General features: G+C 50.4%; 12 protein-coding genes, 1 pseudogene and 1 CRISPR repeat array. Of the genes and pseudogenes, 2 read left to right on the plus strand and 11 right to left on the minus strand.

The window, feature by feature from the left end; all coding sequences use genetic code 11:
* Window positions 1–66: 66 nt before the first annotated feature.
* Genes IQ254_RS24215 through IQ254_RS24225 form a run of 3 tightly spaced genes read right to left on the minus strand, consistent with a single transcriptional unit; the run spans window position 67 to window position 2,150 of the window.
* Window positions 67–585, minus strand: a complete 519-nt coding sequence (locus IQ254_RS24215) for a type I-E CRISPR-associated protein Cas7/Cse4/CasC (RefSeq protein WP_193968725.1) — start codon at window positions 583–585, stop codon at window positions 67–69.
* 51 nt (window positions 586–636) lie between these two features.
* Window positions 637–1,191 carry a type I-E CRISPR-associated protein Cse2/CasB gene (gene casB / locus IQ254_RS24220; protein ID WP_193968726.1) on the minus strand — a complete coding sequence of 185 codons (555 nt, stop codon included), beginning with the start codon at window positions 1,189–1,191 and terminating at the stop codon, window positions 637–639.
* A gap of 20 nt (window positions 1,192–1,211) precedes the next feature.
* A complete protein-coding gene (locus tag IQ254_RS24225) occupies window positions 1,212–2,150 on the minus strand; it encodes a type I-E CRISPR-associated protein Cse1/CasA (RefSeq protein WP_228041047.1) in 939 nt (312 codons plus the stop codon).
* Window positions 2,151–2,337: 187 nt separating this feature from the next.
* Here IQ254_RS24225 and IQ254_RS24230 point away from each other — a divergent pair, with 187 nt between their 5' ends.
* Together IQ254_RS24230 and IQ254_RS24235 are read left to right on the plus strand one after the other, a co-directional pair.
* The gene (locus IQ254_RS24230; protein WP_193968728.1) at window positions 2,338–2,631 is read left to right on the plus strand and encodes a BrnT family toxin; all 294 of its coding nucleotides are present in this window, start codon (window positions 2,338–2,340) and stop codon (window positions 2,629–2,631) included.
* Complete coding sequence (locus IQ254_RS24235) at window positions 2,628–2,840, plus strand: BrnA antitoxin family protein (RefSeq protein ID WP_193968729.1); 213 nt, start codon at window positions 2,628–2,630, stop codon at window positions 2,838–2,840. Before IQ254_RS24230 ends, IQ254_RS24235 begins: the two co-directional genes overlap by 4 nt.
* Here IQ254_RS24235 and IQ254_RS33255 read toward each other — a convergent pair.
* From IQ254_RS33255 to IQ254_RS24270, 8 genes and pseudogenes are all read right to left on the minus strand, one after another.
* The gene (locus IQ254_RS33255; protein ID WP_313887554.1) at window positions 2,837–3,391 is read right to left on the minus strand and encodes a hypothetical protein; all 555 of its coding nucleotides are present in this window, start codon (window positions 3,389–3,391) and stop codon (window positions 2,837–2,839) included. The two genes, IQ254_RS24235 and IQ254_RS33255, sit on opposite strands and share 4 nt — an antisense overlap.
* Window positions 3,392–3,559: 168 nt before the next feature.
* Window positions 3,560–3,889, minus strand: a pseudogene (gene cas3, locus IQ254_RS32225) (CRISPR-associated helicase Cas3'); the annotation flags it as partial.
* 62 nt (window positions 3,890–3,951) lie between these two features.
* Window positions 3,952–7,879: a CRISPR direct-repeat array (repeat unit 35 nt; unit sequence GTGCTCAACGCCTTACGGCATCAGAGGTTCGGCAT).
* A gap of 251 nt (window positions 7,880–8,130) precedes the next feature.
* Window positions 8,131–8,424, minus strand: coding sequence for a CRISPR-associated endonuclease Cas2 (gene cas2 / locus IQ254_RS24245; protein ID WP_193968731.1), 294 nt, complete (start codon window positions 8,422–8,424; stop codon window positions 8,131–8,133).
* Window positions 8,425–8,433: 9 nt separating this feature from the next.
* Window positions 8,434–10,101 (minus strand): type I-MYXAN CRISPR-associated endonuclease Cas1, encoded by a 1,668-nt coding sequence (cas1, locus tag IQ254_RS24250; RefSeq protein ID WP_193968732.1) that lies wholly within the window; start codon window positions 10,099–10,101, stop codon window positions 8,434–8,436.
* A gap of 254 nt (window positions 10,102–10,355) precedes the next feature.
* Window positions 10,356–11,021 (minus strand): CRISPR-associated protein Cas5, encoded by a 666-nt coding sequence (cas5, locus tag IQ254_RS24255; RefSeq protein WP_193968733.1) that lies wholly within the window; start codon window positions 11,019–11,021, stop codon window positions 10,356–10,358.
* Window positions 11,021–11,881 carry a type I-B CRISPR-associated protein Cas7/Cst2/DevR gene (cas7i, locus tag IQ254_RS24260; protein ID WP_193968734.1) on the minus strand — a complete coding sequence of 287 codons (861 nt, stop codon included), beginning with the start codon at window positions 11,879–11,881 and terminating at the stop codon, window positions 11,021–11,023. Before cas7i ends, cas5 begins: the two co-directional genes overlap by 1 nt.
* A 35-nt stretch (window positions 11,882–11,916) precedes the next feature.
* Window positions 11,917–12,615: a hypothetical protein gene (locus IQ254_RS24265; RefSeq protein WP_193968735.1), complete on the minus strand. Its 699-nt coding sequence runs from the start codon at window positions 12,613–12,615 to the stop codon at window positions 11,917–11,919.
* Between the two features lie 966 nt (window positions 12,616–13,581).
* The gene (locus IQ254_RS24270; RefSeq protein WP_193968736.1) at window positions 13,582–14,475 is read right to left on the minus strand and encodes a hypothetical protein; all 894 of its coding nucleotides are present in this window, start codon (window positions 14,473–14,475) and stop codon (window positions 13,582–13,584) included.
* Window positions 14,476–14,673: the final 198 nt, after the last annotated feature.

Below are 14,673 nucleotides of genomic sequence, written 5' to 3' on the forward strand. Positions count from 1 at the left end.
GCTCCATAATATTGCTGGCTGAAACGTTCTATATCAGCCAGTTTCGGGCATGACGGGTCGTTTGACTTAACCCATGTCCGTTTTTCTTGGCGGCTCGTCACTGGACAGAGAACTTCCCACTGTCCAGTTGGGTAAGTTAGGGTCTTTTTTGGGCAGGGCAGGGGTGTCGCCAGTCAGCCCTGGTTCAATCGCGCTCCAGTTGCTGACGAGGATATGGGCGATCGCCGCAATTTCGGTACGCCCCAAAAACACAATAGTGGTGGCTTTACCTTTATCGTCAAATTTGAGCTGTAGCCCTTCCTCCAGGGCCAGTCGAGCGGCGGTTGCGGCCTGAGCCTCATCAATCCCCTGATCCACCAGAAGGGCGTTGAGTTCGGGGAGCCAGTTGCGGGAGCGCTCGGCAAATTGCTCTGGTGTGAGGGTGGCCTGGCCTTGGTAAAACTTTCGCACGGCCCGCTTTTGGCACTGACTAGAGATCCGGGCACGGGGCCGACCGCCAAACACGGTAGATTTGGGCATGCCGTTTTCATCCCGGTTCAGGTTGGCGGGAGGAAAGCTTTGCAGAACGTGAATTTCGAGTTGCATAGTGATTATCTCCGGTGAAATAGAGGTCAATGGTGAACAAGCGAATAGCGGTTACTCAGTCTCGACAACGGGTTCTGCCGCTGTTGACTGAGGTGGGGCACCCCAAAACGCCCTAGCCCAGTTGTCTTGAACATATTGATCGGGGTGTTCCCAGCCAGCCAGATCGGCAATCAGCTTGGGATAGTTGATGGCGATGCTTTTGGTCTTGAGTAGGCGCACCAGGGCGGCCAGGGGCGATCGCAGATTGTCTAAGGACGTATCAAGCAATGCCCGAAACCGGCGATCGGCCCCGCCAGACCTGCCCTCTGCCGCCAGCCCCCGCGCCGCATGACCAAAATTTTGCTGGCGCGTTGGGTCAAGCGATTGGGGATAGTAGGCATACAGGCAGGCGACAAAAATCCATTCATCCTGGTGGTATTTGACCCCGGCTTTATCTAGCTCAGAGAGCAAGATGGGGTAGACCGCCCTTAAATGCCGGGGTTCGCCTGTCAACGCCCGTTTGAGAGTGGCCTTGGCTGCGTTGTCGTGTTCAATCTTGCGATGAACGGCATCTAGGTAGCGGGCGGCGCGTTGAGTCGTCGTCAGGCTGGGTGTTGATGTTGTCATGGTGATGTTGTGGGTAAACGTTAACTGGCCTTGGGTCGAGCGTTGCGGGCTGGTTTCTTGCCTTTGTCGGATTTTTCCTTGATATCGCCGCGCAGTTTGGCCAGATGGTAGTTGAGCGATCGCAACGCCCCGGCCCTTGCCTGGTAGTTGCGGATAGAGGCAATGGATTCGGTAAACGCCTGGGTGGCCACCGCCTGAACGGTCTTTTCCCAAACCCGTAGGGCTTGATTGCCGTAGGTAGTACCATTGCCATCTACCGTTTTGTCCGCAGGCAACTGCCGATGCAGCAAATCCTGAAATTCGCGATCTAGGGTTGCCCAGTAAAGAGATTCGCCATCTAAGCTTTTGGCAAAACTGCTGGCATCGGGGTGGTTTAACTCCGCCGCCAAAACCCCGTAGGGGCTACCTCGAAAAGCGCGAAATACCTGTTGATGCTGTTCGGCAAATTGCAAGGCAGAGTTGAGCGCTAGCCAAAGGGGCTTTTCGGTGATGTAGGTCATCGGTGCCGACAGTTGCTCACTGACCCATCCCAAGGGCTTGGCATTAGCGGGCTGAGGCTCCCGCTCCCAGGCCGGCAAATCTTCCCCATTCACCTCAAAGGGTTTCTCTTCGCCGTCGTACTGCATCAGGTTCAGCAACAGCGTTTCTTTGAGACTGTTGCCGCGTACCAGCACATTGGCCGCATCCATAGTGGGTATCACCCCCGCCGAAACCGGCGAACCGGTTTTGCGCCCGCCCACATCAAATACATGCAACCGCAGCACCAGCCTGGCCGCTGCTGGAATGGCTAGAGAGTCGCCACTCCACTGATGTTCATGGCAGAACACGGTGCTGGTGTTGTTGCCATGCAGCACATAGGCTTGATAGATCTCCCCCGCCATCTCTGCCGTCAGGGTGGGGTCTTGCATAAAGGGGCGATCGGGGTGTAGCAGGTCGAAGCGCTCCTGACCGGAATCCAGGGTTCCTGGGTCAAATTAAATGATAAAAGTGGTTCAGACATAGACTAAGAAACGCAAAACAAGGACTAGTGGAAATCAGGAATAATCATCGGGCCAGAGCCAACGGGCTTAATCACAGAGGGATGCCGGTCTGTATGTCCAAACTTGCAAGCCTCCTACAATGTAAATACAATGTAGTTGTCAGGGCATGAGCGACCTTATCTTTGAGTGGGATGACCGCAAAGCCCAGCAGAACGAACAGAAGCACGGTATATCGTTTGAGGAGGCTCAAACCGCCTTTTATGACGACAATGCCCGTCTGTCCCACGATCCCGATCACTCCCAGGATGAGGATCGGTATATCTTGCTGGGCATAAGCGCCATCCTGCGCATACTGGTGGTGTGTCATGTGTACCGGCAAAATGATGAGGTGATTCGGATTATTTCGGCCCGGCGGGCCACTAAACAGGAACAAAAGCAATACCAAAGGTTTTTGCCATGAGAGAGGAATACGATTTTTCAAAATCTGTGCCTAATCCCTACGTCAAAAAACTCAAAAAGCAGGTGACAATTCGCCTAGAAGAAGACGTGGTTGACTATTTTAAAGACCTGTCTGAAGAAACCGACATTCCATACCAAACCCTGATTAATCTCTACTTAAAAGACTGTGTTAAATCGCAGCGTAAGCTCTCGTTAGAATGGGTAAGTTAAGCAGAGTTGATGACTATGCCTCGCTGTGGGTCTAGGGAGAGTTCCCATTTACCTATCTGGGCTTTGCCCGTCGCATCTAGCTCCACACATCGACAATGCTTTAATAGGGCCGATGTCCATGTATCAAGCTTTTTAAGCTTGATAATCTCTTCAACCAAGCGCTTCTTAGAAATTCGAGCACTATGCTCTAATAAGGCTCGTACTGTTTCTAAGTCAGGTGATTTATTCAGATCAATAGCCTGCTGTGAGATCGGCAAAATCAAGCCAGCCCTAGTGCGCTGAACAAAAATAGTGGTTACAGATTGCTCCCCTAGGCGAGTAACCGCCATGATGGTATTGTCATCATCCTCTTCGTTGCCTCGGGTGAAATCACAGGGCTTGTGCTTGCCTCTAGCTGACGGAAGATACACCTTTTGGGCAAGAGAACGATAGGCGGATTGATCTTGGCGATGTTGAGTCAGAGAATTTTGCCAATCTTCGACATGAATGGGTTCTAAGCTCTCCGATGGAAGACTGTCCAGATTATAGGCCGCTTCAATCAGGGCATCCATGCTAGAAGGCAGGGAGATGGTGGTGCGATCGCGCAGCGCCAACCAGGTTCTCAACAATACATGACGATCATAGATAAACCCAGAATCTCCAAAGTCAGTCTTTCCTTTTTCATCAATCTCTGGAGCAATTAACCATAGGGTAGGTTCAGTCAGCTGGGCTGGTCGATTAGTGCGATCTTCATGACGATGTAATCGGCCTGAGCGCTGCAGTAACAAATCGACCGGTGCCAAATCGCTAATCATCAAGTCAAAGTCCAGATCCAAGCTTTGCTCAATGACCTGAGTTGCCACTAAAACATACCGATGAGGGCGATCGGTTTTAGCATCGCTAGGTTGGCCAAATCGAGCAATGCACTTGCCTTCAATTTCTTCTCGATCAATGAATAGAAATCGCCCATGAAATAGCCCTAATTCGTCCTCGGCAAAGTGTGGGGAATTTTGCAGTCGTTCAAAGACCTCCTGCGCTCGTCCCACCGTAGAGCAAATAATCGCTACGCAACCCCCGTCGTCCTCTAATGCACCTTGGAGTGCCTCAAGCCATTCGTCATCGTTAACCCATGGTGCTCAACGCCTTACGGCATCAGAGGTTCGGCATTTGCAGTCACCCATGCACTATCGCCCCGTGTGATGATCGGTGCTCAACGCCTTACGGCATCAGAGGTTCGGCATGTCCTAATGCGGCGCACTCGATTCTTGCCCGCTGGCTTTAGTGCTCAACGCCTTACGGCATCAGCGGTTCGGCATACGCAGCACTGTCATGAATGGGTCGTAAACATCGTGCTCAACGCCTTACGGCATCAGAGGTTCGGCATGAGAAAAGCCACTCAAGCGCAAAATACACCGAGTCGGGTGCTCAACGCCTTACGGCATCAGAGGTTCGGCATTCCGACATCCAGCTATCGAGTTTATAGGTCGGGTAGTGCTCAACGCCTTACGGCATCAGAGGTTCGGCATCAGTGCTGTTGACAATTTCGTTCCGGTAGCGGATAGTGCTCAACGCCTTACGGCATCAGAGGTTCGGCATAGGCGATCGCCTTGATGCTGTTCATCCCCATGACGCGTGCTCAACGCCTTACGGCATCAGAGGTTCGGCATTGCTTTGGGGGTTGAGGCTAGCAGCCGCAACCGTTGTGCTCAACGCCTTACGGCATCAGAGGTTCGGCATGAAAGCCCGGCCCAGGCGGCTGAACTGATGAAGTCGTGCTCAACGCCTTACGGCATCAGAGGTTCGGCATCAGCAGTAGCGGCGGTGCCGCCCAGACCTTTAAGGTGCTCAACGCCTTACGGCATCAGAGGTTCGGCATCCGGGCCAGCCCTGGCAGCCCCCGGCATCAATCCCGTGCTCAACGCCTTACGGCATCAGAGGTTCGGCATCGGCGATCGCAGGGCGACAAAAGGCGACCTCGTATGGGTGCTCAACGCCTTACGGCATCAGAGGTTCGGCATTGCCACGATTGACCTGGAGCAATGCAGCATCGGCGTGCTCAACGCCTTACGGCATCAGAGGTTCGGCATGCTACGGGTAGGCCCACGGTGTAGGTGTAGTCAGGGTGCTCAACGCCTTACGGCATCAGAGGTTCGGCATCTTACTCGCGCCCAACGTACTGGCAAAATTCAGCCGCAGTGCTCAACGCCTTACGGCATCAGAGGTTCGGCATAAGAAATTGCCGATGTATATGCAGCAATGGACTTCGTGTGCTCAACGCCTTACGGCATCAGAGGTTCGGCATCAGTCTCGACGCACTGAGAAAGGCTGGCTGATGTCGTGCTCAACGCCTTACGGCATCAGAGGTTCGGCATGTTTGCCGTCGATTGTCGAAAATGCCAAACGCGATCGGTGCTCAACGCCTTACGGCATCAGAGGTTCGGCATGTTACTAGCAGACCCTGCTCTCGGCAACAACCAGACGTGCTCAACGCCTTACGGCATCAGAGGTTCGGCATACCCAGTACCTTCCGTGGTAAAACGTGCTGGCGCGGGTGCTCAACGCCTTACGGCATCAGAGGTTCGGCATTACGGGTGCCGGTTCTACGATCGCACGGGCCTGACGTGCTCAACGCCTTACGGCATCAGAGGTTCGGCATTTGCTGTACCCATCGAGCAATGCCAGTGGGCGGGTTCGTGCTCAACGCCTTACGGCATCAGAGGTTCGGCATTTCAACAATATCAAATTGCTTACACATACTTATATAGTGCTCAACGCCTTACGGCATCAGAGGTTCGGCATGTGATTCTAATCTCGTCAAGTCGCACCAAGGTTTCAGGTGCTCAACGCCTTACGGCATCAGAGGTTCGGCATTTTTCGACAGGGCTGGCTGTTAAGTAATCCTCAGCGTGCTCAACGCCTTACGGCATCAGAGGTTCGGCATTCGCTTAGCCCTGTCCCTAACTGTCATGGCCTCGCAGTGCTCAACGCCTTACGGCATCAGAGGTTCGGCATCTGCCGCGAGAGCTGCACGATAAAAATCCTTGAACAGTGCTCAACGCCTTACGGCATCAGAGGTTCGGCATGCTTGAGAGGGCGCTACCCCTTGGGTGCTCGCTTTTGTGCTCAACGCCTTACGGCATCAGAGGTTCGGCATTGGCAAACCTTGAGAGAGAAATTGAAGCGCTGCGACGTGCTCAACGCCTTACGGCATCAGAGGTTCGGCATCTCTCAGCAAAAGTTCGACGTCTTGGTTCTCAGGGTGCTCAACGCCTTACGGCATCAGAGGTTCGGCATCCCCTACGCCCTAACGTGTTTACCATCAGCCAGGAGTGCTCAACGCCTTACGGCATCAGAGGTTCGGCATGCTGGGGCGATGCTGGTGCCCGAGACAAGGTGTTGGTGCTCAACGCCTTACGGCATCAGAGGTTCGGCATCTTCCGCTCTGGTACCTCCCGGCTCCAGAGTACGGGTGCTCAACGCCTTACGGCATCAGAGGTTCGGCATTCGTCGGGGTATTTCGCCCTACCTAGTCGCTCGCAGGTGCTCAACGCCTTACGGCATCAGAGGTTCGGCATCCGCAAGCAAGTGCAGGCCACTCATCCCGACATCACGGTGCTCAACGCCTTACGGCATCAGAGGTTCGGCATCCGCTAGGTTAAGCAAGTTTGCAGCTTCCGGGCGATGATGTGCTCAACGCCTTACGGCATCAGAGGTTCGGCATGGTGAGGGGCATATCGACAGCGCTGGGGCGGCTCTGTGCTCAACGCCTTACGGCATCAGAGGTTCGGCATGTCGGAGGGAATGCCTTGGTGCCAGCGGTGCTCGAGTGCTCAACGCCTTACGGCATCAGAGGTTCGGCATTCAAAGCTGGTATATTTTTTAAGTCAACCCCATCGTGCTCAACGCCTTACGGCATCAGAGGTTCGGCATTTTCTCACTCAAGCAAGCGCTGCAACAGTGGCAGGTGCTCAACGCCTTACGGCATCAGAGGTTCGGCATAGTTTGAGCCTGAACCCCACTGGAGCGGCCCCTAGTGCTCAACGCCTTACGGCATCAGAGGTTCGGCATCCAGGAGGGCATTCCCGTAATTCAGGTTCCCGATGCGTGCTCAACGCCTTACGGCATCAGAGGTTCGGCATCTAGGTTGGTGCCCGCCTGGCTGCCCTGAATGCCCGGTGCTCAACGCCTTACGGCATCAGAGGTTCGGCATTTCATACGTTGTAAAGCCTTCATAAAGGCTTCCATGTGCTCAACGCCTTACGGCATCAGAGGTTCGGCATGAGTCTTAACCAAAAATTTTCCCGGAGTGCCGATAGTGCTCAACGCCTTACGGCATCAGAGGTTCGGCATATATCTGCCCGACGCATTCCAAATCATGACGAGCGGTGCTCAACGCCTTACGGCATCAGAGGTTCGGCATCGCTGTTAATTCGGACGACAAGTTCTGTTTCAACCGCGTGCTCAACGCCTTACGGCATCAGAGGTTCGGCATGGCCTGACAGACTAGGTGAACCAGAGGCCCCTGAGGGTGCTCAACGCCTTACGGCATCAGAGGTTCGGCATTGCGATCGCCCAAATCTGCTGAACCTTATCCCAAGCGTAGACGTGCTCAACGCCTTACGGCATCAGAGGTTCGGCATTGGCGTAGGCCGTATTGCCACCACGACGATAAACAAGTGCTCAACGCCTTACGGCATCAGAGGTTCGGCATGAGGTACGGTTGCGATCGCGCCCCGATTATCCGCGTGCTCAACGCCTTACGGCATCAGAGGTTCGGCATGCTGTATCTTGGTCCCTTGCCACGCTTGCCAGCCGTGCTCAACGCCTTACGGCATCAGAGGTTCGGCATGTGATTGACCTGCCGCCCGTCAGCACCAGCGGCTTCGAGTGCTCAACGCCTTACGGCATCAGAGGTTCGGCATATTCGATATCGCACCAGTAACAACGGCTCACAAAGTGCTCAACGCCTTACGGCATCAGAGGTTCGGCATTCCCATCTCAGTGCAATGTTATTGGCCCCGCTAAGTGCTCAACGCCTTACGGCATCAGAGGTTCGGCATCGCGGCCCCTTAAAACCCTTGCTACACAAGCATTACAGACAACGTTTTGCGAGGTAGAAAGCATTTTCAAAGGTCAACCGATCTCTTTCCTTATTTTAGCTGACATTACAATCTGTCAAAGCCTTTTAGGGCAAGGTGTTCATAGATCGCAAGCATCTCCAGGCTTAGTTAAAAAGCCTCAACCCTTCACAGGACAAGGCTTTCAGCTAGAGAGAAGCCTGAAGAATCAGAAGCAACTAGAGATCCTTGCATCAAAAAATCTGATGTAAATCATGCTCCACGTCCCAGGCTTCGGGCCTGTTACAGGCTTCGACCCGTTCTACACAGCGCTTACAAAGCCCTGCGATTAATAGGCTGTCCTCATCAGATAGCACTTGTTCTAGCTTCCATCTGAGTTGTTCACGATCGCGCTGACTCAGCCGACAGCGAAAGATGGAGAACTGAATGCTCTCGCCGTAACCCTTCAGCAGCTTGTAGGCCTTACGCCAGCGCCTGGGGTCACGGATGTCGTAACAGATGAGGTAGTAGTTTTTGCTTTCTGCCATGGGTCTACCTCACCGCACTACGAGTTGAGCAAACAGACCACCCTCACCCATCCACTCTTTCTCTAACAGTCGCACCTCAAGTTCGATCAGGCGGCGGTAGGTTAATGAGTATTGGGTTACAGGGTGTTTCCACTTTTCTTCTTTGCGGCGTTCGTAGAGGCTGATGAACTTGCGCCGCCCCTCATCACTCAGCCATACCTGGTCCCGCTGGATGTTGAAATCGGCATCCACATCCCACTGGTTCCGGTTCACTGAGGCCATGACCGGCATGTCGACCAGAGGCACCCGAAAGATTTCCATCAGGTCGAGGGCCAAGGGTGGTGCCTGAGTGCGGGGTTGATGATAGAAACCGAGGGCTGGTTCCAACCCTATCGTCAGGATGGCATTCATCACGTCCTTCAGCAGCATCGAATAGCCAAAGCTCAGTAGCGCATTAAAGCGATCCTTGGGTGGTCGCCGATTGCGCCCAGAGAACTTCATCCCCAGGGCCACGTTGTCAGAGATCAGGTGTGGGAGTGCTCCAAAGTAGAGAGAGGCTAAGTTGCCCTCCAGCCCCAACAGGGAGGCGATAGATTGAGTGGTGGGCACACCCTTTAGCGTCTTTTGCATTTGGGCGATCGCCTGCTCCAGCGCGTCCCGGTGCTGATCGGCGTTGCGCTGCCCCCGCATGAGAAACTTGCGCTGACTTTGGCCCCGGCATTCCACAAGCTGCCTGGCGAGTTGTAGACACTGCTCAGGCTGGCTCAGGGCTTTGTACTGTCCTATCCGACGCTGGATGCTTCCCTGGCGGGTATCCAGGCTGGCCAGGTAGCGGCCTCCCCCAGAGATAAAGTGAATGCCCACATCCTGCTCAGCACAGAAGTAGATGGCCTGGGTGGACAGTTGAGCATAGCTGTGGACCACCAACTGGCTGACCTGGCGTGAGGGAAGGGTGACGGTTTTGCCATCCCGCTTGGTGATTTTGAATTGGTCGCCGCTTTTACCAATTCGAGTTCCGGCCTCGGTGACGTGGATGACCTGGCGTTCGTCATCTTCAGGGAATAGCCTGACAACATGCTCTGTTTGCCCCTGAGCCAGCCGAGCTTCTTCAGGAAGGCATACCGGGGCAAGAGAGCAACGAGCACACAGACGTTCGTTAGTGGCTACTGGGGGCCGCTCTGGGGACAAGCGCAGTTGTCGTGCCCTCTCAATGCAGTTCAGAACATCCTGCCGCCCCTGGTCATCGAGGGGTACATGCACCAACACGTTATCGGCATGGTAGCGAACCCGGCCCTCTGGCACGACGATGCCCAGTTCAGCCTCAATTAGAAGGGCATAGGCCAGAACTTGAATGCGATCGCTCTCCCATGCCTGGGCCTTATTGTTACTGTCACGGTAGCAACGGCCCCGCTTATGTTCATAGGGAATGGTCTGCCCGTTACGGGTGCGTAGAGCATCGACTTTACCGCGCAGGCCCAGGTGCTCGTTCTCTAGAACAAACTGCTGCCAGTCGCCGTCCTCATCTTTCTCCAACTCCACATGAAGCCGTCGCCCTGCAAAGACAGCAGCATCCTGGGTGTAGAGCTGTTCAACTTCTTCAAGGTAGTAAAGCCTTGGGCAGTAATTAAGCGCATGGAGCGCATTAACGCGAATTGTTTCTTGAGGCTCTAAAACAGCCTCAGTGGAAAGGGTGGCCATAGTTGAGATCCTAACTGTGTGGGATGAACCAACTATGGCTACAGTAGACGGCGATTTTATTTCCGACTTGAAAGATACGTATTAATCGCCATCTTCTTGAAAAAGAACATGCGTATTTTGTGGTTTTCAATGGGGATCAAATGATCTTTAGTTTGCATGTATTATAAAATAGAAGATCGCCTAAAGGCATCTTAGGATTACATGAAAGGGAAAATATTCAGTCTTCAAGGTTCAATACTTTAATGAAAAGTAGTTCACTTAGATGAGCGCTTGCCTCTAGAAGCTTTCGGATTAGCTTCAGAAGGGGCCGTTATGCTTGTAAAGCAATCTCGCTTGAACTCCTTACTAAAAGAAAATCGTTGAAAGGTTCCCTGGCCAGTCTTTCGATTAATCCAAATTGGAAGGCTGATTAGACCACGGTTATCCTTCATCAACCAGCGAATTGCCCCATCTGTCTCTCGGTAGAGGCGAACCCCATTAACCATAGACCAGGACTCCCCAAGACTCAATCCGCCGAAACGAGTTATTTGGTTAGGTGTGGAGAGGGTGATCGCAATTCGATCAACCAGTTTAACGATTGCAACTTCTTCACTAGAGTCAACTTGAATAGCCACTTGCAAATCTGTCAAAAGCTCCTGATTATTTGGCTTTGAAAACTTGCTGGTCGGATAAGTACCCATGTGAGTTTTACTGAACTTGTGGTGGCGCTGCTTTCGCACAATGCGAGAGATGGGTGGATCATCGCCAATAATACCAATTGCCAATTTTACTCCTTGGTGGACTTCCATATCTACCTCCCCAACAAGCGAGAGCAGCAGCCCATAAACCGTTGATGGGGGTGGATAGCGATAGGTTTCCTTATAGTCCCGTGCAAAGCTTCGAGGAAAACTGGTACAGGGACAATCGAGGTATAACTGCATTAGGCGGTTACCCCCGTTTTAAGTAGAGCTTTAGCAGTAGAGATCGCTTCTTTGACGCTACGAGAAACCTTGACACCCAATTTCTCTAACTTCTCTCCATAGAGAGTATCAGCAATTTCACCTGCCACGATCAATTCATCAGCAGCCACATCACCAACTTCCACCAACCGGAGAAGTTTTGGGCAACCTACTGAATCACCCATACGTTTGAAGCTATCCATAATCCATGGGCTCGGATCTTCGGTTACACGAATGACAATTGACTCGGGATGGAAGTCGTAGAGGAAGCGCGAGTGGTTGCCGCCAACGTGGCGCACGGCTGCGATCGCATCCAAGGCTAGCGCAGCACGCGCTGGATCTTTCAGATGCTCTGGAGTTAGTGCCATAGTGTACTGATAAGCGGTGCAGTGAACCTCGTTTTGGTGAATGGAAGTTTTACCTTTCTCGCCGCCTTTAGAGCCAAAGGCAATGTCACCCCAGTAAGGATCGAGACTAATGGCTCGACTAATTTCTAAAGCACCTCGGCGCTTGGTTGTAGCATCCTCATTGTCTTTGCCCTTTTTGGCATCCATGTAGCCGAACAGGTCGTCGTCGATATAATCTTGAGCACTAAAGCGCTCGTCTTTGAAGCTGTACTTGTCTGTGTCTGGGTTAAAGGTGCGATTGGTTATCGCTTCGTTATTGTTCTGAAAATATTCGCGTAAGCCCCAGCGAATTGCTTCAGCACTAATGGTGGTGTACTGGTCATTACCACGGGTAATTTTTTGTAGGGTAGACAGGGTACTACCGTCTCCTTCACCTCGGTTATTGGCAGCAACGGCAGTAGCAGTAACGATGGTAGAAAAAAGATGTTGAGTCATTTTTGAGTTCTCCAAATAGTCAATGAGTGAGTGAATTACAAGATGTTGGCGGTTTCTTCAGTCAAGGTTTCAGAAATCATTTCCTTTTCCTCTTTGGATTTACTTTGGTAGGTTGCGATCGCAAGCAGGGCCAAATCCCTAGCAGTTTTCCAGTTGCCGGGTTGATTCAGCCACCCAAAAATCTGCAACCCATTTCCTTGTGCGGCACTACTACGAAAATCAGACAAGAACTTAACAAGTGCCGTTGTGAATTGCTGTTGTGTTCCTGGCCTTTGTAAGCGATAGATAACTTTGTCAGTCACTTGTCCATAGTCCAAAGGTCTACCTTGCTTTTGTGCCTGTAGAATCTGCTCTCGCAGATAAGCACTAAAAGCACCTTGGACAGCATCAAAAAGCACTTGCTCGTTTGTGCTTAAGTGTTCGGTCATAACAATTAATCCTCTGCGATCTTCTGGATAAATAACATTTGCTTTACGAAAGTTGAAAAAACTGTTGTGCCAGGGTTTGTTAGTGATTAGATTGTCACTAATCCATGCCAACACCTTAGACTCTGCTAGCCAAGTGCCGCTGCCATCCTGTTTAAGCTTGACTCTAGGAGGCAAGAGTCGGGAGGCAATCTCGTACAGCCCTAAAACCTGGTCACTTACCTTCACTCTATACACAGCCTGTTTAAGATAAGATTGATTGCCATCCCAGGGCTGATTGCCAAGCCGATAAACCTCGCAATAATCCACACGAAACAGGTTAGAGTCATCCGCAAGCCTTTCTCGCAGCAGAAAATTTAAAGCTGACTCTCCAGTATATAAGGTATTTCTTTTTCTCCTTTAGCAATCTTAGGTATTAGATTTAATGTCGTTATATAATATGCCCGTCTGGACTGTAAGTACGATATTGCCGAGCGAGTATCTGATAGATCTAAGTCATTATCTTGATAATTAGGAATACCTTGAATTCTGTTAGAAAGATAAATCGTAGAGCACATCAATGCGATCTGCTGAAATCGTATAGCAACATTTTTCTCAAATCTAGATTCCAACATCGTGAGGATCTTTTTGAGGTTAGGCAAATTTTCTGCTTCAAGAAAATTAAAGCTTAGAGTCAAGAAACTACTGATTTCAGTTTCTTCTTTTAATTCAATAGGGATGTTGATGATTTCGTCTATTGATCTCACTATTGAACGTCAATGACTAAATAATGCTTTTGGGTTATATTCTTCAATAGTATTTCGATAAGCATTTATGTGATATTCAATCGAATTCTCAAAAAGAACATCAAGATCTTTTCCTGAGATTTTGCCTGTTGGTAATTTCATTCTTTGGTTGCTGTATTTCTGAACTCGCTATGGAAAAATCTTGGTAATCAGTACTGTTAAATTAATTTTCATTTTGCCATTACTACTCAAAGATATATATACACTCCCAGATTGGTAGTTCATGAGCCCTTATTCAAGCATCCAATACGTTCTGTAGTCGATCAACTACAGCTGAAGGTAAATCATAATACAGAAAGAACAAATTATCTGGTTCCAGCTTTAAGTCCGCTGATCCTAAATTAATCCAGGCTTGAAGATTCTCATGAATCCTGATGGGAGCGCTGCAGTCTAACGGCAAAATGTAGCGGCAGCAAAGGACTTGAACTCAGCACCAGCGGCTTTCAACTGTCCGCTGCCATGACGTGTTAGGCTGCGACTTTACTCAGTGCTATTGGTCCTCTATCCACTCTTGGCAAGATTCACAGAAACCAAAATCCCATGAAAAACCTGGCATGACTTCCCCACATCGGCTGCATTCCGTTAAAGGGCTAACACTATTACAATCTGAGTTAGTACATATACCTTCAAATTCTCCAGAAATAATGAGAGTTTCTTGATAGCAATCTGGGCATGTAGTGAATGGGAAATATGCTCCTTTACTGGCTCTGTATTCTAGATCTAGCTCTTTAATAACTTGATTAGACTTGCGCTTAAACGTCTTAAGTCTAACCTGAACATCTTCATTCCATTCTTTTCTCCGCTGTTGTTCAACTCGCTTTCGTATTGAATCAATAGTTTGTATTTTCTGCTGAAGATTTATACTCTCGGGCGAAGCTTCAATATTAATTTGAAGCTCATCAATGAGAAACTTATCAATTAATTCTAAAAATTTTGAGGTGTTTTTCCATAGCAGATATCTGTTGATGGAAACCTTGTAGTGCTCGAACTGATTTCTGATATCTTGAACTGTTCTAATGACTTTGAGTTCATCTTCAGAGAACATTACTTTAGGGCCAATTTCAAGCCTTTCTAGTGCCTCATCAAGATCGACAGTATTTGGAGTTTTCCCAGCGGATAGTTTTTGCTTTACTTCATTAACTCTTCCTTTAAATATAAGTTCTGGTAAATGGCGATAAAGACGCTCCTTAAGAAGTAATAAAAAACCGGAAAACAGGTGTAATACACCATATTTATAGCCGTTCATGCTGATGTCTGTGGCAGTTGAATACTCTCTGAGCACATGGTCTTCATCAAAAAGCTCATCTATCCCCTTAAGAATGAAGTCAACTCCATTGTCGAGCAGGTTTAGCTCAAGTTTAATTTCTAACTCTTCACTACTCATCGGAAATACGCTAACTAACTTTATCGGTTAAAAATGCTTTCAAAAATATGCCCTAATCAACCTCTCTGGCTGTCGGGTAAAGGAGGAGGTTTTGTACATAGCCCCCTCCCTCCCCTCAGAACCGTGCATACGACTTTCACCGTACACGGCTCAAGCAACGTCTTGAGATTCAGTGTCCTCGATTCTTAACAACCCTTA

This window comes from Nodosilinea sp. LEGE 07088 (assembly GCF_015207395.1).
In the GTDB taxonomy this organism is placed as follows: domain Bacteria; phylum Cyanobacteriota; class Cyanobacteriia; order Phormidesmidales; family Phormidesmidaceae; genus Nodosilinea.